At 71.7% G+C, this 22,256-nt stretch carries 19 protein-coding genes and 1 pseudogene; 8 read left to right on the top strand and 12 right to left on the bottom strand.

Annotated features, from left to right (window positions below; all coding sequences use genetic code 11):
- Nucleotides 1–32: 32 nt before the first annotated feature.
- Together BCD48_RS35755 and BCD48_RS35750 are read right to left on the bottom strand one after the other, a co-directional pair.
- Complete coding sequence (locus tag BCD48_RS35755) at nt 33–1,565, bottom strand: ISL3 family transposase (protein WP_071052818.1); 1,533 nt, start codon at nt 1,563–1,565, stop codon at nt 33–35.
- 264 nt (nt 1,566–1,829) lie between these two features.
- A complete protein-coding gene (locus BCD48_RS35750; RefSeq protein ID WP_198543533.1) occupies nt 1,830–2,594 on the bottom strand; it encodes a GntR family transcriptional regulator in 765 nt (254 codons plus the stop codon).
- A gap of 151 nt (nt 2,595–2,745) precedes the next feature.
- On the opposite strand from BCD48_RS35750, the gene BCD48_RS51700 reads away from it, so the two are divergent.
- The 5 genes and pseudogenes from BCD48_RS51700 (at nt 2,746) to BCD48_RS35730 (ending at nt 6,248) form a co-directional block, all read left to right on the top strand.
- Nucleotides 2,746–3,246 (top strand): hypothetical protein, encoded by a 501-nt coding sequence (locus BCD48_RS51700; RefSeq protein ID WP_071052817.1) that lies wholly within the window; start codon nt 2,746–2,748, stop codon nt 3,244–3,246.
- Nucleotides 3,243–3,482, top strand: coding sequence for a hypothetical protein (locus BCD48_RS51695; RefSeq protein WP_071052816.1), 240 nt, complete (start codon nt 3,243–3,245; stop codon nt 3,480–3,482). Before BCD48_RS51700 ends, BCD48_RS51695 begins: the two co-directional genes overlap by 4 nt.
- Nucleotides 3,483–3,961: 479 nt before the next feature.
- Nucleotides 3,962–4,485, top strand: a pseudogene (locus BCD48_RS56055) (replication initiator).
- Nucleotides 4,385–5,245 (top strand): replication initiator, encoded by an 861-nt coding sequence (locus tag BCD48_RS35735; protein WP_349308072.1) that lies wholly within the window; start codon nt 4,385–4,387, stop codon nt 5,243–5,245. The pseudogene BCD48_RS56055 and the gene BCD48_RS35735 overlap by 101 nt, the downstream one beginning before the upstream one ends.
- Entirely contained in the window at nt 5,211–6,248 is a 1,038-nt protein-coding gene (locus tag BCD48_RS35730; RefSeq protein WP_274536617.1) for a WD40 repeat domain-containing protein, read from the top strand. Before BCD48_RS35735 ends, BCD48_RS35730 begins: the two co-directional genes overlap by 35 nt.
- A gap of 265 nt (nt 6,249–6,513) precedes the next feature.
- Here the strand turns inward: BCD48_RS35730 and BCD48_RS35725 are convergent, their stop codons facing one another.
- The gene (locus BCD48_RS35725; RefSeq protein WP_131804166.1) at nt 6,514–7,569 is read right to left on the bottom strand and encodes a hypothetical protein; all 1,056 of its coding nucleotides are present in this window, start codon (nt 7,567–7,569) and stop codon (nt 6,514–6,516) included.
- A 331-nt stretch (nt 7,570–7,900) separates the two neighbouring features.
- Here BCD48_RS35725 and BCD48_RS54405 point away from each other — a divergent pair, with 331 nt between their 5' ends.
- Nucleotides 7,901–8,209: a replication initiator gene (locus BCD48_RS54405; RefSeq protein WP_349308070.1), complete on the top strand. Its 309-nt coding sequence runs from the start codon at nt 7,901–7,903 to the stop codon at nt 8,207–8,209.
- Nucleotides 8,210–8,543: 334 nt separating this feature from the next.
- Here the strand turns inward: BCD48_RS54405 and BCD48_RS35715 are convergent, their stop codons facing one another.
- Nucleotides 8,544–10,358: a recombinase family protein gene (locus BCD48_RS35715; protein ID WP_241842256.1), complete on the bottom strand. Its 1,815-nt coding sequence runs from the start codon at nt 10,356–10,358 to the stop codon at nt 8,544–8,546.
- Between the two features lie 116 nt (nt 10,359–10,474).
- Nucleotides 10,475–11,050: a TetR/AcrR family transcriptional regulator gene (locus BCD48_RS35710; protein ID WP_071052810.1), complete on the bottom strand. Its 576-nt coding sequence runs from the start codon at nt 11,048–11,050 to the stop codon at nt 10,475–10,477.
- A gap of 56 nt (nt 11,051–11,106) precedes the next feature.
- On the opposite strand from BCD48_RS35710, the gene BCD48_RS35705 reads away from it, so the two are divergent.
- Together BCD48_RS35705 and BCD48_RS35700 are read left to right on the top strand one after the other, a co-directional pair.
- Complete coding sequence (locus tag BCD48_RS35705; RefSeq protein WP_198543531.1) at nt 11,107–12,132, top strand: NmrA/HSCARG family protein; 1,026 nt, start codon at nt 11,107–11,109, stop codon at nt 12,130–12,132.
- Nucleotides 12,129–13,019, top strand: a complete 891-nt coding sequence (locus BCD48_RS35700; protein WP_071052809.1) for an LLM class flavin-dependent oxidoreductase — start codon at nt 12,129–12,131, stop codon at nt 13,017–13,019. The genes BCD48_RS35705 and BCD48_RS35700 overlap by 4 nt, the downstream gene beginning before the upstream one ends.
- A 159-nt stretch (nt 13,020–13,178) precedes the next feature.
- On the opposite strand, the gene BCD48_RS35695 is transcribed toward BCD48_RS35700, so the two are convergent.
- From BCD48_RS35695 to BCD48_RS35665, 7 genes are all read right to left on the bottom strand, one after another.
- Nucleotides 13,179–13,919: a class II aldolase/adducin family protein gene (locus BCD48_RS35695; RefSeq protein WP_241842255.1), complete on the bottom strand. Its 741-nt coding sequence runs from the start codon at nt 13,917–13,919 to the stop codon at nt 13,179–13,181.
- Nucleotides 13,920–14,020: 101 nt separating this feature from the next.
- Nucleotides 14,021–15,250: an amidohydrolase family protein gene (locus tag BCD48_RS35690; RefSeq protein ID WP_071052807.1), complete on the bottom strand. Its 1,230-nt coding sequence runs from the start codon at nt 15,248–15,250 to the stop codon at nt 14,021–14,023.
- Nucleotides 15,251–15,405: 155 nt separating this feature from the next.
- Nucleotides 15,406–16,626 (bottom strand): thiolase family protein, encoded by a 1,221-nt coding sequence (locus BCD48_RS35685; protein WP_198543530.1) that lies wholly within the window; start codon nt 16,624–16,626, stop codon nt 15,406–15,408.
- 2 nt (nt 16,627–16,628) lie between these two features.
- A complete protein-coding gene (locus BCD48_RS35680) occupies nt 16,629–17,582 on the bottom strand; it encodes a PadR family transcriptional regulator (protein WP_241842254.1) in 954 nt (317 codons plus the stop codon).
- A complete protein-coding gene (locus BCD48_RS35675) occupies nt 17,579–20,317 on the bottom strand; it encodes a CaiB/BaiF CoA transferase family protein (protein WP_083419701.1) in 2,739 nt (912 codons plus the stop codon). The genes BCD48_RS35680 and BCD48_RS35675 overlap by 4 nt, the downstream gene beginning before the upstream one ends.
- A gap of 11 nt (nt 20,318–20,328) precedes the next feature.
- Nucleotides 20,329–21,651 (bottom strand): amidohydrolase family protein, encoded by a 1,323-nt coding sequence (locus BCD48_RS35670; RefSeq protein WP_071052806.1) that lies wholly within the window; start codon nt 21,649–21,651, stop codon nt 20,329–20,331.
- Between the two features lie 17 nt (nt 21,652–21,668).
- Nucleotides 21,669–22,178, bottom strand: a complete 510-nt coding sequence (locus BCD48_RS35665; protein ID WP_071052805.1) for a Zn-ribbon domain-containing OB-fold protein — start codon at nt 22,176–22,178, stop codon at nt 21,669–21,671.
- Nucleotides 22,179–22,256: the final 78 nt, after the last annotated feature.

Below are 22,256 nucleotides of genomic sequence, written 5' to 3'. Positions count from 1 at the left end.
GGCTCTGTCGCACTTTCGGTGGTGACGCAGTGTTAGCCGAGCAGGATCCGGTGGCGGAGTAGGGGGAAGCCTGCGCGGCCGTGCATCTGGCGCATGATCCTCTTGGTCTTGGTGTTCACGCCTTCGGTCCCGCCGTTGTGGTGGGGCAGCGTCAGCGCGTTGTCGACGGCCTGGCGGTCGAGTTCGAGGCCGCGGCTGAATGCGTGCAGGTGGGGTAGGTCGGCGCCCCGCGCGTTGGTGATCCATGTGGTGAGGAGGTCGTCGTTGCCGTCGGCTGGGTCGAGCAGGGCCGCGAAGCCGCGGACCAGGCTCGCGAGGGTGGTCATCTCGGGGCAGGCGGCGGTGAGTTCGCCGAGCCGGTCGCGCTGGGCGTCGGTGAGGGCGTCGGGCCTGGTGAGCAGGAGCCGGGTCAGGCTGCGCGGGGAGATCGCCGGCCGGTCGCCGTCGAGGCGTCCCTGGTTGAGGTAGCGGACGAGCAGGTTGTGGCTGCCCGTATAGCCCTGCTCCCTGATCTCGCGGAACAGGCCCAGGACCGGGACGCCGGGTTCCTCCGCGCGGCGGCGCCTGAGATGGTCCCGGTAGGGATCGACCAGCGTCGGCCGGAACGCCGGGGCGGCGACGAGCCGGTCGGGTTCGGCTGCCCGGGCGTAGCGCTTGACCGTGTTCAGTGCGAGGTTGAGTCGCCGCGCGCAGTCGAGCAGGCCGACCCCCTGGTCGAGCAGGTCGTGGATCTGGCGCCAGCGTTCCCGGGTCGTGCGCGCGCGGGGGCCGTCGGTCGGCGCCGGGCCGGCTTTCGCCCAGCAGGCGCTGTGCGCGGCGACCTCCTGGCGGACCGCCTCGGCGAGGTTGTGCCAGAGATGCCAGCGGTCGGCGACCTGGACCGCGTCGGGCAGGACGCGGCGGACGGCCTCGGCGTAGGCGCCCGATCGGTCCCGGCAGACGACCTCGACGCCGGGATGGGCGCGCAGCCAGGCCTCCAGTGCATCGGCGCCGCGGTCGGGCAGGACGTCGACGCGGCGGCGGGTCTCCGCATCGATCAGGATCGTGGCGTAGCGCTGCCGGCGGCGCAGCGCGAAGTCGTCCACGCCGAGCACCCGCGGGACCTCGAAGACAGGCAGGGGCAGGGCGAGCAGGCAGCGCAGCGCTGTATGCCGCGACAGCCGGACCGCCCACGCGGCCAGCACGCGGGCGCCGGCGCGGCCGGCTAACTCCCGGACCACCGCGCCGATCTGCGCCGCGAGGCGGGCGGTCCGCCGCTGGTGGCGCTCGAGCAGCCCGGGAACCTGCTCACGGAACGTCTGCCGGCAGCCCCGGGTCGGGCAGACCAGCCGGCGGACCCGCGCAACCAGCACCACGCGACGCTCGTCGACCGGCAGGTCCGCGAGCGTGCGCTCCTGATAGCCGTGCACCCGCGACGACCCGGCCCCACAGCCCGGACAGGCCGCCGGCTCGTCCGGCGTCCGCGCCCGCAGACGGATCAGGTCCTCCTCGTCAGCCACGTCCTCGATCACGAGAGGCGACAGGCCCGAAAACGCCACCTTCACCAGATGATCCGCACTCTCCATAACGGATCGTGACAGAAGAAGGCGCTTCCGTCACCATCGAAAGTGCGACAGAGCCGCTAACTTGACAGTCCCCCGAAGTCGGCGATGCCGGCGTCGGCGGTGCCGCCGGCTTCTGTTCCGGGGACGTGACCGGCGCCTGGGTAGGCGGCGATGGGGAGGTCTGACAAGGTTCGGGCTCTGCCCGTCCGACTGCCAATCCGGTCCGGTTCTCGCTGTGTGGCGTAACCGTTCTCCTTCGGGGCGATCGGCTGCGGGTCTGGGGGTTCAGTTCGCTGGGATGTCGTAGGCGAGTTCGTAGAGGTTGCCGGCGATGGTCATGCGGTTGATCTCGACGGGCTTGTCGTCGTTGTCGTAGGCGGTGCGGGTGACGATGAGGACGGGTGTGCCGGGCGAGAGCTGGAGTGCGTCGATCTCGGCTGGTAGGGGCATGCGGGTGGCGACGACTTCGACGAAGCGGCTGAGGGTGTGGCCGAGTTCTTCGAGGCGGGCGTAGATGCCGCCGGGGCCGGTGTCGCGCTGCTCGATCTGGGTGCCGCGTGCGAGGTCGGCGGGGAGGTAGGACGTCGCGAGTTGGGCGGGGCGTCCGTCCAGGAGCATCCGGCGTCGGCGTTGCAGGACGGAGGTGCCCTCGTCCACGCCGAGCAGGGATGCGGTCTCGGCGTCGGCGGGCTCGATGACGATGGTGGTCTCGGTCTCTGGCCTGCTGTTGCTGGCGGCGGCGTCGGCCATGAAGGTGCCGCCGGAGTGCTGGCGCTCGGCGCGGGACAGTCGGGTGCGGGCGAGGCGCCGAACGGGTGAGCGTGGGCGGACGGTGGCGCGTCGGCCGTGGCCGATGATGACCAGGCCCTCGTTGCCGAGAAGTGCCATGGCCTGGCGCGCTGTCGTGCGGGACACCGCGTGCGTGGCGATCAGCTCGGACTCGCTGGGGATGGGCTCGCCCGGCGCGTAGTCGCCCCGGAGGATGGCGCTGCGCAGGATGTCTGCCAACTGGCGGTAGAGAGCCTTCGAGCTGCCCGCGTCCAGGCTCACGGTTGTCTCCTGTCCACTCGTTACGACGAGCGTAGCGATACCCCTTGACACGGCCCTCCAACTTGCCGACCCTTCACATCGTACTCGTAGTAACGAGTGATACGAGTCGATCGAGATGACCTCCGAGTCGGGGTCGGTGGAAGGAACGTCCGTGGCGCTTCCCCTCATGACCGCCGCTGGCGGCAGGCCAGCGAGAGCCGTGACGATCGAGATCGGCGGCCGGGCCGACGGACCGGTGATCCTTCCGGTGCTGGCGCCACTGGAGACGGACGGGCTGGTGCTGACGCGGCCACTGGGATCAGACCCGGCGGACGGCACCCATCGCGGGTGGGCGACGGTGGAGTATCTGCCCAGGTCGCGGCTGGTGCGGTGGGCGTTCGAGCTGGCGCGATGCGACCCGGGGGTGGGGCCGGTAGCGGTCTGGCCGCACGGCGTGCCGGCGGAGTGGACGACGGTCGCGTTGGTGGTCGGTTGGGTGCTCGCCTCCGCCCGCCCGGTCGGCTCGGCCCCACTGGTCGTCTGCGCGGTCCGGCCGCCGATGCGCAAGACCCGGCCTGCGCTCCGCCACCCGGTTCGGGCCGACGTCGGGGGCCAGCTCGTCGAGTTGACCGTCTGGGAGATCCTCGCCCCTCGACCGTTAGTGGTTCCATGACGTCGGCTGATGGCTCTCCCGAACGGCCCAAGCTCGTCGCGACGGTGACCGTGCGGCCGGACTCGACCGCGGCAGAGCTGTCCGCCCAGCTCGGCGAGATCCCGGCGGGCATGCGTTTCATCGACTGCTTCGGCGACAGAGCACTCGTTCTGGTCTACGGCCCGCCCGGCGTCGCACCCTCGGACGTCGTCGCCGCGGTCATAGCCTCCGCAGGCCTCGCCGTCTGGGACCGTTGATCGTGCACGACCGCCACGCGATGCCTCCTGGCACTGGCTGCGTTCTGCCTCGAAATGGGCTGCTCGCTCACGATGGCCTGCGGAAGCCTTAAGGATGGCTAAGTGCGCTTGTTTTCATGTGTTTGGTGGCATCGAGCCGGGTATGGTGTGTGTAGGTCGGTGGGGTAGGTAGCTGCCAACATTCCCCAGACCTTTGCCGGTACGGGTGCCGCCACTTGGGAGCTGGCCAACAGGGGACCGCTGAGACGGTTCCGGTCGGGCTTCGGTGTCACCACCTACGCGCTTGGCGTGACCTTCCGCGTGTCTGAGCGGTGGGTATCCCGGGCGCACCCCGCCTACGGGCGGGGCGGCCTGCGGGCCTCGACCACGTCGTTCACCTTCGCGTTCTTCACGTTCGGGCTGCCCTGGGCGGTCTTGGTCGTGACGGGCGTGGCGTGTGTGGTGGTCGGGGCCTGCTTCCCGGGGTGGAGGCATCGGTCATGGCGGCCGACTCACAGAGCGACACGGCGGGGTCTTCCAGCGCGCGGATCGACGGGTGTAGCCGGCCGGTGCGCCTGTCGGGCCAGTCGGATCAGGTGGACCTGGCGACGGGTGAGATCCGGTCGTCCGGGGCACCGCCGGTGGTGCATGTGCGGTGCAACAACCGGCGTGCCCTGACTGCTCGCGGCTGTACCAGCGGGATGCGCGCCGGATCGTCGTGCGCGGCCTGGACGGTGGCGTCGGCGCGGCGGCTTCGGGCGTGGTGGGGCCGGCGTGGTTCGTGACGTTGACGGCTCCGTCGTTCGGTCCGGTGCATTCCCGCCGTGCCGGCCGGGGCTCGGAAGCGAAGGTGTGTCGGGCGCGTCGGGGCACGTGTGAGCACGGCCGGGCGCTGTCGTGTCACCTGCGCCACGGCGCCGACGATCGGCGTCTCGGGGAGCCGTTGTGTCCGCGCTGTTCCAGACTACGGCCGGGCCGTGGTCTGGAACGCGATGCTGCCCGCGCTGTGGAAGGCCACCCGTGACAGGCTCGAATCGGCGGTGGCGGCGGCGGTCAGGCTGACGGTCGCGGGGCTGCGCCGCCTGGTGCGGGTGTCGTTCGTGAAGGTCGCGGAAATGCAGCGCCGTGGCCTGGTCCACCTGCACGTGGTCATCCGGGTCGACGGACGCGACTCGTCCGGGGACGTGGTCGCTGCGCCCGGCTGGGCGTACGGGGATCTGAGCGCGGACTGCCTACGGGTGGTCGTCGCCTCGGTGGCCGTGGACGCTCCTGACCCGGCGGCGGTCGCGCTGCTCGACAGCTCGGGCGCGCTGCCGGCTGCGGCGTCGCCGGACGGCTGGGCGGTGCGCTGGGGTGGCCAGATGGACATCCGCCGTATCCGGCTCGGCTCCGAGACGGACGCGGTGAAGGTAGGGAACTACCTGGCCAAGTATCTGACCAAGTCGGTCACGGACTCCGGGGCGCTGGACGCGCCGGTGCGGTCTCCGCGCCAACTCGCCCGGCTCGGCCTGCGGGGTCATGCGCGCCGGCTGGTGGAGACCTGTTGGCGGCTCGGTTCGGACCGCGCGTTCACGGAAGCCCTCGACTGCGCGGCGGACCGTCCGGCCGGGCGTACGGCAGGGCTGATCCGCTGGTCGCATAGCTACGGGTTCGGTGGTGAGTGGCCGACATCATGGCCGGCCGAGCCCCCAGGGCCGGCCACGGGGTCTGATGTCGTATGGTTCTCGCGCGTGATGCGAAGATCTGGAGGTGGGCTGGTTTCGGGGAGTTCGCTGGGAGCCTGAGGGGCGGGACTTCTTCGTCCCGGTACCTCTCCGGCCACCGATCCATCCTCGGCCGCTCGGCCAGCCCCTCACGGGCCATGCAGACTGCGTGTTCTCAGTGGCGTTCACCGCGGACGGACGCATCCTCGCCACCGGCAGCCGAGACATGACGGTGCGCCTGTGGGACGTCGCCGACCCGGCCCGACCCCGGCAGATTGGCCGGCCCCTGACCGGCCACGCCGACTCGGTGCGGTCGGTGGCGTTCACGCCGAACGGGCGCACCCTCGCCACCGGCAGTGACGACGAATCGGTGCGGCTGTGGGACATCACCGACCCCAGCCAGCCCCGGTCGATCGGCCGACCCCTCACCGGCCACACCACCGTCGTGTGGTCGGTGGCGTTCACGCCAGACGGGCGCACCCTCGCCACCGGCAGCCACGACAAGACGGTGCGGCTATGGGACGTCACCGACCCCAGCCGGCCTCGACCGATCAGCCAGCCCCTCGCCGGCCACAGCAGCGCCGTGAACGCGGTCGCGTTCACGGCGGACGGGCATACCCTCGCTACCGGCAGCCTGGATAGGACGGTGAGGCTGTGGGATGCCGTCGACCCCGCCCTGGCGCGACCGATCGGCAGACCCCTCACCGGCCACACCGACTGCGTGTGGTCGGTGGCGTTCACGGGAGACGGACGCATCCTTGCCAGCGGGAGCGAGGACACGACCGTGCGGCTGTGGGACGTCACCGACCGCAGCAGGCCCCGGTCGATCGGCCAGCCCCTCACCGGCCACACCAGCGCCGTGTGGTCGGTGGCGTTCACGCCAGACGGGCGCACCCTCGCCACCGGCAGCCACGACAAAACGGTGCGGCTGTGGGACGTCACTGGCCCCACCCAGGCCCGACCCATCGGCCAACCCCTCACCGGCCACACCGGTTCCGTGCATTCGGTGGCGTTCACGGCGGACGGACATACCCTTGCCACCAGCAGCGACGACAAGACGGTGCGGCTCTGGCGGATGCACTAACCGTGCATATCAACGCAGTCCTACGGCGCGCAGCGCTGACGGCGGCAGGCAAAGGTGTGAGTCGGACGTTGCCATTACGCACTACGTGCGTCGGTGATCCTGCTCCAGGAGCCCCAGTTCATCTGTGATCCGCGTCGCCATTCACTGTGTAGTCTGCCGTTTTGCTGCGGTCTGTGGCCGATGACAGTGCTCCGGAAGCCCTCACCGCGTGACCAGAACCCGGCACGCTGAAGAGATCAAGGGGACGATCGTCCGTCGACCCACCTCAGGGGACGTGGCCTGATCGCGACCGCGCCGGGTCGGGCGCCTGCCTGCGGGGGCGCCAGAGCTGCCAGCCGTAGGGTGCCTTCGGCCAGGCGGGGTCGGGGTACCAGCCTGGATAGGGAACCCAGTCGTCCGGCGGCCGCGGCCAGCCCGGCGGCGGGTGGAACACGGGTCGTCGGACGGGGTGGTAGCCGCGATTCACCGAGGCGGCGACCAGCAGTATGAAGATCAGCAGGTCCAGGATCAGGGTGGTCACGCCGACGTCCGGCGTCGCCGCGATCCACTCCCGCAGGGCTTCGGCGTGCGGTCCCGCAAGGTCGGCGCGGTCCGACGGCAGCGGGTAGGTGAAGCAGGCGATCAGCAGGCCGATGTACGCGACCACGATCGCTACCAGGGGCACGATCGGTTGGCGGCGCCAGAACGCCGCGCCAAGCACCGTCAGTATCAGTGCGGTGCTCGCCGCCCCCGGCGCGAGCCACGGCGGTGGCGGCGAGCCCACCGAGGGGTCCCGGTAGGTGGCGGAGGCGTGGTCGCCGGTGGCCGCGTCGTCCGGGTGCATCGTGAGCTGGCCGGTGGGGATCGGGCCGACGGCTGCGACGTCCGACCACGACCAGGTGGGTGCGGGGACGAAGTAGTTCCCGTCGTCGTTCGGCTGCCGCGACCACCGCGCCGTCGCCGGCCAGGGGCTGGAGATCTCCAGGTCAACCCAGTGGTAGCCGAGCCCGCGCAGGCCCGTCACCACCGTGGTGGGATCGAAGGTGAAGGCCGGTTCCGGCGTCCGCGGGTAGACGTCGTCCAACCGTGTCTCAGCAGCCCACCACCCGCCGTTTCGGAGCAGCGGGCCGCCATCGGGATCGACGATTCTGGGGAGCGTCTCTCGCGGCTCGGCCAGGATCAGCCGGGCAACCGACTGGGCGACCGTCCTGGTCTTGTGCCAGTCGGCTTCGTCGTCGAGCCAGACCTCGAGCACGGCGCCGCCACGTGAGTCGAGGTGGAGGCTGACCGACGCGTGCCCGGATGCGGCCGGCCCCTCACCCCCCGGATCGCCCATCGTCATCAGGCTCGTGATCATGAGGCCGATGAGGCCGATCGTCGAAGGCAGCACCGTCGGTAAGGCGCGGTCGGGCGGCCACAGAGACCGAAGTCGTTGGATGCTTGGGCCAGTCCACACGCTGAGCAGACGAACCATCGGGCAATTATGGAGCGAAGCGAGCACCGTCGTGGGCGGCATCGATGTGCGAACTCTGCTCGGCGGTGTCGACTTGTGGGAACCGCCGCGACGGCGAGCGGCTCGCACTGATGCTCAGGGCTGATGAGGCAGTAGCGTTGGCGCCGCCGTCGTCCAGCGAGCGCCGACCGCCTCAGCGAACGCGCTGCAGCAGCCGCGTGTGCATGACCCAGGTCACCATTCGCTCTGCACTTCGCCGTTTTGCTGCGGGCACTGGTTGTCGAAGTCGCGGAAGTACTCGACGACGTTCGGCGCCGTGCGGACCGTGCGCCGTCGCTGGGCACGGCTGTTGGCGGCTGCCCTGTCGGGCCGTCCGCTCGGCATAGATGGCGATGGCGGGCCGGTGGTGCTCGATGCGTTCGGCCGTCCCGACGGCGACCCGCGAACGCTGGTCGTCGGGCAGTGGCGTTGTGCCGGACATGGCCGTGATCCGGCTGGGGCTGAGGACGCCTCCGGGGCGGGGCCGTGAACCGGCGGCGCGGGGCGGAGCCGTTGGCCGGACAGATCTCGCTGCCCTTCGACGACCACGAACAAGCGACCGGCGCAGCGGACCTGACGAGGCACGTGACCGTCGAGATGGCGAGTACCGCAGGTTCCGTCTCGTTGTCTGTCCCTGCTGTGGTGGTCGCGGAGGAGTGCGCGCGACCGGTGGGGGTGGGCGGGTGGGACCGCCTCCCGGCAAGATCCGAAACGGGCCGTCAGTACGGTGCGACCGGCGCGGTGTCGGCGGGGCTCGGTTCCGCGGAACCGGACGGCGTGCAGGTGACAGTTCCGACCTAGGTACCTGCCTCGGCGCGGGCGGACTACGTGGCGGGCTGGCTGGCGGGTCGTCGGGCTGCGGTTGCTGCGGGCCGTTGCCGGATGAGGTGGCCCGGGATCTGGTCGCGATCATCGATGGGTCGGTCGGCGGGTCCAAGCTGCGGATGCGGCCTGACGCACACCCGATCCTCGACCGGTAGTTGATGGTCCGCTGTGACGTCGATGCGGTCGATCACGCGGGCCAGCAGGCGCCGTCGCTGCGCCAGGGTCATGTCCGGCCACTGGCGTGCAAGGTCGGCGTGAGAGGCGACCGGCAGGCCCTCGATGACGGTGGCGGTGTCGAGCTGGGCTTCCAGCTTGTCGACGCGCTCCTGGACGTCGGCGATCATCCCGAGGAGGACGGCGACCATCTTGCCCTTGTAGGTACCGCCGTCCTGCTGGGCGATCAGGGTGTCGCGTTCGGCCCGGGTCTCGTCCAGCTCGGCCAACAGACTGCCGGTGGGGGTGGCGGCCTGGCGGGCGGCCTGCTCGGCGCGGACCTTCGCCAACCGGTCATCGGTCAGGAACGCGAACAGCCACCCCGTCACGAACACCTCCGCCTGCTCGGCGGGCACCCTGGCCGGCTGGGCGCAGGTTCCCGCGCCGTGGCGACGGTTGGCCTGACACTGGTACGCGTACCGGCGCACCACGGTCCCGTCCACCCGCCGGTGCGCCGCCTCGTGGCCATACAGCCGGCCACCGCACGTGCCGCAGTGGACCAACCCGGTCAGCAGCCAGCCATGCGCCCCCCACGGCTGCCGCGTCGCCGCCTTCGCCGTGCTGCGGGCCTCCAGTTCACGGACCATCCGTAGCCACGTCGGCCTGTCGCACACCGGCGGCTGGCTGATGACCGGGTCGCCGTTCGCGTCCAGCGCGACATAGTCCAACAGGTTGATCTTCACGCCGCGCTGGTGTTCCGGGACCTGCCGCATCCGGTAGCCGATCATCCGGGGCGAGACCAGGAACCGGCGAATGCTGGCCTGTGACATCCGACCCCCGTCGGCTGCCGTGATGCCGAACTCGGCCCTCCACCGGTCCGCGATGTCACTGAGGCTCTTGCCCTCCAACACCATCGCCACCGCGGCTTCCGACGCCGCGAACTCCACCGGATGCGCCACCAGACGCACACCGCGCCGTCCCAGCTCGTCGACCTCGCGAGGGCCGGACATCCAGCCGAACGGAAGCATGCCGCCATGGTGGAACCCGGCCTCGGCGGTGTGCCGCTTCGCGCTGCGCTGCCGCTCACTCATCGTGTCCGTCTCGACCTCGGCCAGAAGCGCCTTGATCCCGGACACCAGCTTCGCCCCGGCCGTTGCCGTGTTCAGCTCGTCGGACGAGTCCTGATGCGATACCAGCATCACCCGCTGCGCCTGGCAATGCGCGATCCACTCGATACACCGCGCGGCGATCCGATTGGTCCGGTCCAACTTCCAGAACGCCACCGCGGTGACCTGGCCGGCGTCGATCGCGGCGTTCAGCGCATGCCAACCCTTACGGTTCCGGGCTGCTGACGCGCTGGCGGAGTCGTTGTCGACATACTCACCCATGATCGTCCAACAGCCCTCGGCGTCGAGCTTGCGCGTCAGGTCGATCCGCTGGCGTTCGATCGCGTCCCACCCGTCCCGGTGATACCGCGACAGACGCAGGTACAGCCAGATCGGCCGCGTACCAGGCCGGACCGTCGCCCCGTCGTAGCTGCGGAACGCGGGATAGGTGACTGCTCGCGTGGCCCTACCCGGACGGCGCACGACCGGCCGCCGCGCCCCCGTCGCCCCGTCGACGACGACACCGTCAACCTGGCCATCCGCCATATCCGTCATATGAGTATTTTAGATCCCTCGACAGGGCTCCGAACATCGCACCAGATCATGAGGCCGGCCATGATGAGTCTTCAAAATTGACCGTGCTTGGCCAACCGGCTCGGGATCCAGTGGGATCAGGGCGAAGGACGCGTAGCGCGCACGCCGTCGAAGGCGAGGGTGATCAGCCGGTCGGCCTGGGTCGCGCCATCAGGTTCCAGCTCGGCGGCCAGGGAGATGGCGCCGACGAGTTTGAGCAGGTCGGTGATGACGATGCCGGAACGTACCGCATGCGTCCGGACCGCCTCATCGAGCAGCATCCCGCCGGCATTGATGATCATCGTGTGGCAGGTGGTTCCCAGCGTCGGGTCGCCGGCGCCGTTGCCGTCGCGGGCGCCGCGCATCAGGGACGGGGCCAGTCCTCGGTTGGCGGCGGCGTGCGTCCCCACCGCCCGTAGCCAGGTGAACAGCGCGGTTGCGGGGTCGAATTCGGCGGCGAAGTCGCCCGCCTTCGCGCACAGCGTCTCGACCCGGCCACGGAAGACCGACTCCAACAGGGACTGACGGGACGGGAAGTGCCTGTGCAGCGTCGCCGAGCCGACTCCGGCTTGGCGGGCGATCTCCTCCAGCGACGCGTCCACACCGTCGCGGGCGATGGCGGCCTCGGCGGCGGCGAGGATCCGGCCGCGGTTGCGGCGGGCGTCAGCGCGCATGCCGCGCTCTGCCGGGGCTGGTGCGGTGTCGCCTCCAGGCACGGGAACTCCAGGGATTGCTAAACGGGGTGGCCCTCCATATAGTACTCCACAGCAAACGGGGTGGCACCCCACTTATCGGGCGGGCCCGCCTTCCCTCAGGAGTTCCGGGAGAGATCGTGCAAACAGAAAAGATCATCGCGGTGGTAGGGGCGACCGGTCTGCAGGGCGGCGTCGTGACGGCGCAACTGCTGGCCGACGGCTGGAAGGTGCGGGCGCTGACCCGCGATCCGGGCAGCGAGCGGTCGGCGGCACTGGCGAAAGCGGGGGCACAGGTCATCCGCGCCGAGATGGACGACGTCGCCTCCCTGAACGCCGCGATCGAGGGCGCTTACGGCGTGTTCAGCGTCCAGCCCACTGTCGGCTCGCCGGGCACCGCGCCGAACTTCACCGCAGAAGACGAAGTCCGCTGGGGCATCAATGTCGCAGAAGCCGCGCACGCCGCCGACATCGCGCACTTCGTCTTCACCTCGGTCAGCGGTGCCGGCCGCCACGAAACCGAGATGCTGCCGCAGAACCTGGTGAGCAAGTGGCGGATCGAGCAGCGCATCGCCGGGCTCGGCCTGCCCGCGACGATCCTGCGGCCAGTCTCGTTCATGGAGAACTACACCGGCGGATACCACCTGCACAACGGCACCCTGGCCAGCCCTCTGATACCGGACGTCCCGCAACAGATCATGGCCGTCGACGACGTCGGCGTGTTCGCCGCGCTGGCCTTCGCCCGGCCGCAGGACTGGATCGGCCGACAGATCGAGCTGGCTGGAGACCGGCTGACGCCGCTGCAGATCGCCGCAGCCATCGCCGAGGAGATCGGCTGCCCGCTGCCCTACGTCCAGATCCCGATCGAGACGGTCCGCCAGGTCAGCGAGGACTTCGCGTTCGCCAACGAATGGCTCAACGCCGGCGGCTACCAGGCCGACATCCCAGCCGTCCGGCAGATTCACCCCGGCCTGATGGACCTGCGCACCTGGCTCACCCGGACCGGCGGAGCCCAGATCAGCGCGTTCCTCGCCGCCCAGCGCGCCGAGAAGCAGGACGCATGAACAGCCCGAAGCCCGACCTCGGGCGGATCGGGATCTGGGCCGGCGACCTCGACAGCTACCCGATGGCCGACGTCCGCACCGCCGCGACGGCGATCGAGGACTTCGGCTACGGAGCCCTGTGGTTCCCGGAGACGACCGGCAGGGAAGCCATGGCACAAGCCGGGATCCTGCTGTCGGCCACCCAGCGGATCACGGTGGCCGCGGGCGCCGCCGACATCTATGCCCGCGACGCGGTGACCACCGCCGCAGCGCAGCGGACCCTCGACGAGGCGTTCCCAGGACGTTTCCTGCTCGGGCTCTGGGAAAGCCATCCCACCCTCGCCCACGACGTCCGCGGCCACCTCTACGGCCCGGCACCGGAGACCATGAGCGGCTACCTGGACGCAGTGGACGCCGCCCCGTTCGGTCCGCCGCCCGCTCCGGAAATGTCGGGTGCGCCGCGTCGGATCCTGTCCGTGCTGGATCCCGACATGCTCGAACTCGCGGGCCGTCGGGCCTGGGGCGCGCACCAGATGGGCATGCCGGCCGAGTGCACCGCAAGGTCCAGAGCCGTGCTCGGCCCCGACGCGCTGCTGGCCGTCACCCAGTTCGTCATCCTGGATGCGGCCGGGTCGCACTCAGCCGATCTGGCCCGAACCTACGCCGCCGCAGCGCTGCCCAACCGTCGCGCACTGCTGCAGGAGCTGGGGTTCGAAGACGTTGACTCACTGAACGACCGGCTTGTCGACGCGCTGATCGCCCGCGGGACCGCAAACGACATCACGCACCGCGTCACAGCACACTTCGACGCCGGCGCCGACCACGTGAGCCTCTACGTCCTCACGGCCGAACCTGCGACCCCGCCGATCGGGCAGTGGCAGGAACTCGCCGCACGACTCCTGGCCTGACGGCCCACGGCAAGAGCGCCCCGCGCGGGCTCCTGACCCCGCGGAGCTTCTCTCCACCACTTCGGCAGGGCAGGGCCCGCTTGGCGGGTGGGTGTCAGGAGTCGACCAAAGGTCGATCGGCGTAACCGCCGAGCAGCGCGGCCAGGCAGGCGACAAGGGTCAGTGGGTGTCGAGGAGGGTGGGGTCGGCGCGGAGCTCGGCGCGGACGGCGGACTCCCAGAAGCCGATGAAGCCGTTGCCGTCGGAGTTCTTCATGTGGTTAAGGAAGCCGGCCGGCAGCACCTGCGCCGGGGTGGCGCCGAGGGCGCGGACGTGCCAGGCACGCTGGCAGCGCTGCTCGAGCGCGACGGCGCGCTGGAACAGCGCCCGGGCCGAGGTGCCGAGCACGAAGACGCCGTGGCCGGCGAGCAGCGCGAGGTGGCCGCCGTGCAGGGCGTCGACCGCGCCGCGGGCGGTGGCGAGGTCGTTGACGGGGCCCTCGTACTCGTTGACGAGGACCAGGTCGCCACCGCCGCCGAGCGCGGAGCTCTGGTCGTAGACCGGCGGGATCTCGCCCAGGTCCGCCCAGACGGTGCCGTAGAGCGGGTGGTTGTGGACGGCCCAGGTGACGTCGGTGCGGGCGGCGTGCAGCGCGAGGTGCAGCGGGATGCCGAGCGGGACCGGCCAGTCGCCTTCGAGCAGGTTGCCGGCCAGGTCGATCCGGATGATCTGCTCGGGGCGCAGCTCGTCCCAGCGGACCAGCCACGGGTTGCACAGCAGGGTCCCGTCGGGCTGTAACGCGGTGACGTGGCCGGCCAGGTGGTCGTTGTAGCCCTCCCGCCACAGGGCGCGGGCGAGCAGGGCGATCTCCTCGCGGGTGGTGAGCTCCGGCATCAGCTTCTCGGCGGTGGGAACGAACATCACGGGAATGCCTTTCAGCACAGGACAGCCGGACAGGAATGCCTTCAGGACAGGGCGGCCAGACGAGAGCGCCTCGCGGGGTGGGCTGAGCGCGAACGCCTTCAGACCGGGTCGGCGGGCAGGACCGTCGGTGGCAGTGGGTGGCGGAACAGGGCGGCGGCGTTCTCGCTGCACATCGCCCGGATCTCGGCGGGCGGGATGTGGCCCCAGGCGTCGGCGATGACCTGCTGGGTGTCTGGCCAGGTGCCGTCGCCGTGCGGGTAGTCGGTCTCGACCATGATGTTCTCGACGCCGATCCGGTGGCGGGTGTCGATCGTCGACGGGTCGTCGATCGTGCAGAACCAGAAGTTGCGGCGCAGCACCTCGGCGGGGCGCAGTTCCCAGCCAAGGCCGTAGCCGGACCGGTCGACGATGTTGTCGAGGCGGTCGAGCAGCATCGCGACCCAGCCGATCCCGCCCTCGCTCATCGCGATCCTCAGGGTCGGGAAGCGGGCCGGGTACTCCGACCACAGCCATTCGGCGCAGGCGGTGAGCGACGCCTGGCCGAACAGCGTCGAACCGAGCTGCAGGCCGGGCGCGCCCGGTGGCTTCTCCGAGAGGCCGGCGCTGCCGACGTGCAGGGTGATGACGGTGTCCGTGTCGACGCAGGCCTGGATGATCGGGTCCCAGTGGCCGCGGTCCCACAGCGACGGCAGGCCGATGTTGTGCGGGCGCTCCGGGAAGGTGACGGCGGTGAACCCGCGGGCGGCGTTCCGCCGGATCTCGGCGACGGCGAGCGCCGGGTCGGACAGGTGGGTGATGCCCATCGGGACGACCCGCTCGGGGTAGGCCTGGAACCACTCCTCGTACAGCCAGTCGTTCCAGGCCCGCACGCAGGCAAGACCCAGCTCCTGGTCGCGGGCGCCGAAGAACACCCGGCCGCAGAACCCGGTGATCTGCGACGGGAAGTTCACCGACGCCCACACCCCGCTCACGTCCATGTCCCGCACGCGGGCGTCGATGTCGTAGCAGCCGGGACGCATGTACTCGAACCGGAACGGCTCGACCTTCACCGAATCGGGCCGCCGGCCGGCGACGGCGTTCATGCCGACCTGGGTGAACCGCTGGTCCTCGAACAGCCAGACCTGGTGGCCGCGCTCCGTCTCGACGATCCGCGGCGCCGCGTCCGCGAACTGGGCCGGGACGCGCCCGGCGAACAGGTGCGGCGGCTCCACGACGTGGTCGTCGACCGAGATGATCGTGTAACGGACCTCGCGGGGTGCCGGCTCGGGCAGGAACAGGCTCGGGTCGAGGGCGGCCTCGCTGACGGTCGGGTTGGGGGTGGTGGCCACGGGTGCCTCCGGGCGGGTGCGTGGGGTTCGGACCGCTGGTCAGGCCGAAGGACGCGCGATCATGGCGAAGCCTCGCGCATCCGGAGGCCCTTCAGACATGTGGTCAGGCCGAAGGACGCGCGATCATGGCGAAGCCTCGCGCATCCGGAGGCCCTTCAGACATGTGGAAGGTCGAGGCCGAGCAGGACCAGGTGGAGGAACAGGGCGCCGGCGCCGCCGGCCGTGCACAGCGCGACCCGAGCGTCGGGAACCTGCAGGCCGGGGCCGCAGTCGCCGCGCAGCTGCTCGGCGCCGCGGATGACGCGCTGCAGCATCTGGACGGACGAGCCGGCGTGGCTGAACGACATCGTGCCGCCGTCGGTGGTGACCGGATGGCTGCCGGTGATGGCGATGTGGCCGTCCTCGACGAACGGGCCGCCCTCCCCCGGCCCGCAGAAGCCGAACGCCTCCAGCTGGCGGATGATCTCGAACGAGAACGGGTCGTAGAGCTCCAGCACGTCGACGTCGTCGCGGCGCAGGCTGGCGGTCGCGAGCGCCCGTTCGAACGCGCGCCGCCCGGCCTGACCGTTGACCGGGACATCCGCGCCGGCCGCCCCGGGCGCGCCAGCCCCTCCAGGCCCGACGGCGCGGCGGGCGTGGCCGGTGTGGTCCCAGGCCGGTGGGAAGCGGTAGCTGGGGCCGAAGTGGTCGGCGCCGCCGGCCAGCACGTGCACCGGCGGGCGGGGCAGGTCGGCGGCGCGCTCGGCGGTCGTGAGCAGCAGCGCGCAGCCGCCCTCGGAGGTGGTCGAACAGTCGAGCAGGTGGAACGGGTCCGCGACCATCCGGGAGGCGAGCACGTCGGCGGCGGTGAAGGGGCCGCGGCCCGCGTAGACCGCGGCGGGGTTGGCGTGGCCGTTGTTGCGGATGGTCGCCGCGACCGTGGCGAGCTGCTCCTGCGTGGTGCCGTACGTCGTCATGTGCCGGCGGGCGATGAGGGCGAACTCGGCGGCGGTGAACATGCCCCAGGGAATGACGAACTCGTTCTCCGGGCGGGTCCACGGGGCGGTGGAGGCACGCTCGGTGTAGGTGCCAGCGGCTCCGGAGGCGACGAGGACCGTGTCCGCCTCACCGGAGGTGATCGCCGCGGCCGCCTCGAGCACCGCGGCGACGCCGTGCTGGGCGCCCTGCCAGGCGGGTCCGAGGCCGAGGTCGTAGACGAACCCGCCGGACATGCCAGGGGTGGACAGGCCGTCGACGTCGGCGAGGCCAAGCCCCGCATCGGCGAGGACACCCGCGACCGCGTCGACCAGCAGGGCCGTCGACGTCTGGTCCGGCAGCCGCCGGGCCTGGGTGGTGTTGTGGATGCCGACGATCGCGGCGGACCGCGGACGTACCACGCTCAGCTCCTCTCCCCCGCCGACCCGGCGCCGTCCTGGCCGCGCTCGTCGCCGTCGCCGTCGACACGCCCGCGCTGGTCGTCGGGGTGCTCGTAGTCGTGCAGCGGCGGCGGCCCGGCGAACGGTGGCCGTGGCGTGGTGGGCAGGTCGGCGAGCTCGTCGCGCAGCTGGGCGACGTTCGCCAGCTCCGCGTACATCCGGCGCAGCACGTAGTCGCCGACGGCGCGGGAGTAACGCAGCTCGGGCCGGCTGTCCAGCCGGACCTCCTGGGCGCGGCGCCGGCCCCAGCGCAGCTCGTCGACGGCCGCCCGGGTCTGCTCCAGGTAACGGTCGAGGATCTCCACGACCCGCTGCGGCTCGGTCTCGGCGCCCAGCCACACCCGCAGCAGCACCGGGTGCTTGATGACCACCGGCTCCTCGTCGGCGGTCTGGTGCAACCAGTCACGCAGCACCGCGCGGCCGGCCGGGGTGATCTCGTGGACGAAGGTGCGCCGGATCCGGCGGCCTGGCGCCGGGCTCGCGGTGACCAGGCCCAGCGCCTCCAGCCGCGCCAGCTCCTTGCGGATGTGGCTGATCGCCGGCGCCCAGTAGAAGAAGCGCAGGCTGAAGTCGGCCCGGGTCTTCAGCTCGACCGGCGACAGCGGCACGTCGGCGACCGCCAGTTGCCCCAGCACCGCGTAGGCGGTCGTCGGCAGGCCGTCCCCCGCGCCGGAGCCGTCGGCGCCGGTGCTGTTGTCGCCGGTGCTGTTGTCGCCGGTGCTGTTGTCGCCGGTGCTGTTGTCGCCGGTGCTGTTGTCGCCGGTGCTGTTGTCGCCGACGACGCCAGCGTCGTCGGCGGCAGCAGCCTCGTACGCGGCGGCGCCGTCAGCGGTACGGGCACGATCGGCCGCACCGGCACCGGCACCGGCACCGGCACCGGCGCCGTTGGCGGCGGCGGCCCGCGACGGCCCGGTCATACGCCGGCCGGCTTGTCGCCGAGGACGCGGCGGGCGCGCAGGCCGTCGATCTCGGCCAGGGTGAGGCCGAGCAGGCCGCCGTACACCTCGTCGTCGTGCTGCCCGAAAACGGGCGCCGGGCGGCGCAACAGCGGGCCGGGCTGGCTGGCGAGGCGGAACGCGACGCCGGGCATCGGGTGCTCGCCGACCACCGGGTGGGCCAGCCGCTCGAAGAAGCCGCGGGCCGCGAGCTGCGGGTTGGCCAGCAGACCGGCGGCCGGGGTGACCGGCGCGGCCGGGACACCGGCGGTGGCGAGGGCGGCGAGGGCCGTGACCCGGTCGGGCGCCGCGGCCGTCCAGGCGGCGATCGCCTCGTCGACCAGATCGTGGGCGGCGGTGACGCGGCGGCCGGCCAGGGTCGCGAGTCCCCCGTCGGCGGCGAGGTCGGGGCGGCCGAGCACGGCGCACAGGCGCCGCCATTGCGCATCGTCGGTAATGGCGAGCGCGAGCCAGACATCGGGGCCGGCCGGGTCGCGGGGGCAGCGGTAGACGCCCTGCGGGGCCGCCAGCGGCCCGAGCGGGCCGCGGTTGCCGTCGCGGCGCAGCGACGCCCCGCCCTCCGTGTACTCGACGGTCAGCTCGGCGGCGACGTTGAGAACCGACTCGATCATCGTCGCCTCGACCAGCGCGCCGGAGCCGTCACCGTCCGGGCGGTCCCGGGCGGCCAGTGCCACCAGGGTGGCGAACGCGGCGTGCAGGCCGGCGATCGGGTCGCAGGCGCCGCGCGGGATCACCGGCGGGCCGTCCGCGGTCCCGGTCAGCCAGGCCATGCCGCTGGCCTGCTCCATCGTCTGGGCGAAGCCGGTGCGGTCGCGCCACGGCCCGTCGAGCCCGAACGCCGGCATGCGGGTGAGCACGGCCGACGGGTTCGCGGCGTGCACCGTCTCCCAGTCGAGGCCGAGGTTGGGCAGCACCCGGGGGGTGAAGTTCTCGATGACCACGTCGCAGGCGCCGATGAGCCGCCGGGCCAGGTCGAACCCCTCCATGGAGGACAGTTCCAGGCTGACCGCACGCTTGTTGGCGTTGGTGGCGAGGAACATCGTGCCCCATTCCCACCAGCTCGGCTCGGTCGGCGGTTTACCGCCCGCGAACCGCATGCCGTCGGGGCGGGACACCCCCTCGACCTTGATGACGTCAGCGCCGAGCGAGCCGAGCAGCATCGTCGCCGACGGGCCGGCCCAGAACGCGGTCAGGTCAAGGACCCGCAGCCCGTCCAGCGGCAGCGGCCGCGCCGGGCGGACAGGCCCGGCCGCGCCGGCGGCCGGACCGTCGGCAGCCGGACCGTCAGGAGCCAGGCCGTCAGGAGCCAGGCCGTCAGCGGCAGGACCGTCGGCGGCGGGACCGTCGGCGGCGGGACCGTCGGCGGCGGGACCGTCGGCGGCGGGCCAGCGCGCGGTGTCGGTGTGCTCGCCGAGGGTGGGGGCCGGGGCGAGCGGCCGGCCGCCGAAGTCGCCCACGCGGTAGGGGGTGCGGGGCTGGCGGAAGCCCCCGCGGGGGTTGGGGACGAACACGCCGCGGGCCGTGAACTGGTCGATCGTCGTCACGGTCTCCGGGGTGCCGACGGGGGTGGCCGGGATGCGCAGGGCGGCGGCGAGCTCGACGATCTCCTCGGTGGTGTGCCGGGTGGTCCAGGCGTGCACGGCGGCGTGGAACTCGGCACGGCGGGCGTGCCGGCGCGGCAGCAGCGCGAGGTCGCGGTCGCCGAGCAGGTCGGGCCGTTCGATGAGGACCAGGAAGTCCTGGAACTGCTGCGCGGTGATGGTGCAGAAACCGACCAGGCCATCCTTCGTCGGCTCGATCGACGGCGTCTCGGGGATGCGGCCGGGTGCGCCGGGGATGCCTGGCTTCGGGCCGCCCATGATGGTCGGCCCGACGACCGAAAGGCCGCCCATCATGATCGTCATGCATTCGAGCATCGAGATGTCGACCAGGTCGCCGACGCCGTCACGGCGGGCGCCGCGCAGCGCGGCGAGCCCGACGACGGCGGCGTAGACGCCGGACGCCCACTCGCCGATCCGCCCGCCGGCCTGCAGCGGGGCGGCGTCCGGTTCGCCCCGGCCGGCGGTGGATCCGCAGAGCGCCTGGAGGAGGAACTCGGTGAACGCCGCCCCGTCCAGCGTTTCTCCGTCCAGTGCCTCCGCGCTCGACTGGGGCCCCTGCTGCCGGCCGCCGCCCGCCCACGGCCCGGTGAGGCCGAACGGGCTGATCGACAGGACGACGGCGCGCGGGTTGTCGGCGTGCAGGCGCCGGACAGCCGCCGGGCCCGGGCCACCACCCGTGAAGATCCCTTCACCGGTGGAGGTCCCGCCGCCGGGGGTTCCGCCGCCGGCGAGGGCACCGCCGACGATGACGAGATCGGCGGCGGCGGCCAGGGCGCGAACCCGCGAACTGTCGAGGTCCGCGGCGACGGACCGCTTGGAGGTGTTGAGGAAGCGGAACAGCGCGCCGTCCCCGACGGGGCGGGAGCCCGACGCGGACCAGGCGCGCATCAGGTCGCCGGAGCCGGGCGGCTCCACCTTCACCACGTCGGCACCGGCGTCGGCGAACAGCTTTCCGCAGTAGGGCCCGGCGATCTGCGTCGCCAGTTCCAGGACGCGGACGCCGGCGAGCGGCCCGAGAGCCGACCGCGCCGACGCGTCGGCGGACACGCCGGCTGACGCGTCAGCGGGTGCCTCGGCGGGGGCGTCGTGTGACACCGGGCCCGCCCCTACGCCTGAGAAGCGCCGGGGGCGGCCGGCGCGGAGGGGAACGACGGTGACGTGCGTGTGGTGAGGCGCTTCCACGCCTGGAGGTCGCGCTCGCTGGCGAGACGGCCGACCCGGGTGACGACGTCGACGTCGGTCGCCTCGGCGCGCAGCGCGCCAGCGGTGGCCCGCTCGCGCGGGCGGGTCGCGAACGGGTCGAACTGGAAGTGCCGCAGGGCGTTCTCGTGGGTGATCCTGTTGACGGTGTCGTCGGGCAGGTGGCCGAGGTTGGCGATGACGTCCTCGGGGGCGTTCGGCCAGCTGGAGTCGGAGTGCGGGAAGTCGGACTCCCAGCACACGTTGCCGACGTCGAACCAGTCGAGCAGGCGCGGGCCGACCGTGTCGCTGATGAAGCAGGTCAGGATGTGCTTGCGGAAGATGTCCGCCGGCCCGTCGATCCCGGCGGGGAAGGACGGCCGGGTCCAGGCGGAGTGGCGGCGCTGGACGTGCTCACTGCGCCACAGGAAATATGGGATCCAGCCGATGTCGCCCTCGGTCAGCGAGAACCGCAGGTCCGGGAAGTCGGCCCAGAACTCGGCCCAGACCAGCTCCAGGAACGAGTAGATCGAAGCGATCGACGAGCCGGACATGTTGACGCTGGCCGGGGCGTCGGAGGAGAACATCGGGGATCGCGAGGCCGAGCCGAGGTGCAGGCACAGCACGGTGCGGGAGTCGCTGGCCGCGCGGAACAGCGGGCCCCAGTAGCCGCTGTGCAGGCTCGGCATCTTCAGCGCCTCGGGGTTCTCGGAGAAGGTGACGGCGTGGCAGCCCTTGCCGGCCAGCCGCCGCAGCTCCTTCGCCGCCTCGTCGACGTCGAACAGCGGCAGGATGCCGCAGGGGATGAACCGGTCCGGGTAGGCGCCGCACCACTCGTCGACGTGCCAGTCGTTGTACGCCTTGATCATGATGAGGTTGACGTCGCGGTCCGTGCCCTGGTTGAGGACCTGGCCGGAGAAGCCGGTCCAGTTCGGGAAGTTCAGCCCGGCGAGCTGCCCGCCGGCGTTCATGTCGCGGACCCGTTCGTGTACGTCGTAGCAGCCGGGCCGCATTTCGTCGTAGCGGCTGGCGTCGACGTTGAACATCTCCGGCGGCTTGCCGGCGACCGCGTTCAGGCCGAGGTTACGGCCGCGCTGGGTGCCGTAGTACCACTGCTGGACGCCGTCGGGCTCGTCGACGACGCGCGGGGCTAAGTCCTTGTACTTCGCCGGGACGTGCGCGTCGAACATGCCGGCCGGCTCGGCGATGTGGTCGTCGACGCTGACCAGGATCAGGTCTTCTGGCTTCATGCGGCTGGTCTCCCGTTTCAGGCTCGGCCGGCGGGTTCGAAGTAGGGAAGCGTCGTTGTCGGCTGGCTCCCCGCCTCCGGGGCGGCGGAGGCCGCGGGGACGACGGAGTGGAACGCGACGCGCAGGCGCAGATCCGGGCGGATCTCGACGACCGTGAGGCCGACCAGGCAGGTCATCAGCTGGTAGCCCTCGTCGAGGGTCACGATGGCCGGCGCGTACGGGGTGCGGAAGGCGGGGCTCACCGGGCGGTGCACGACCGTCCAGCTGTAGAGGGTGGCGAGGCCCGCGGAACGTTCCCAGCACAGATCGCGCGACAGGCAGGCCCGGCAGGCCTCAGCCGGGGGGAATCCGGGGGTTGCGCAGGCCGCGCAGCGCTGGAACAGCAGTTCGCCGCGTGCGCAGCCCGCCCAGAACGGCTCGGTGAGCGGCGTCCGCGGCGCGAACGGCACTCCCTCGGTCTGAGGGCGAAGAGCTGTGTCACCGCCGACCTCACCGCCGACGGCCGCGCCACGGCCGTTCCGGGCCACTCCGCTCGGACTAGTAGTCCCAACCGGAGGCCGAGACGCGATCAAATGAGTGTCACCCACAGTGATATCGACCGCCCT

Origin of the sequence: Pseudofrankia coriaricola (assembly GCF_001854805.1) — a bacterium.
In the GTDB taxonomy this organism is placed as follows: Bacteria; Actinomycetota; Actinomycetes; order Frankiales; family Frankiaceae; genus Pseudofrankia.
Note: the sequence above shows the minus strand (reverse complement) of the source record. Positions and strands in the feature narration are given on the sequence as shown.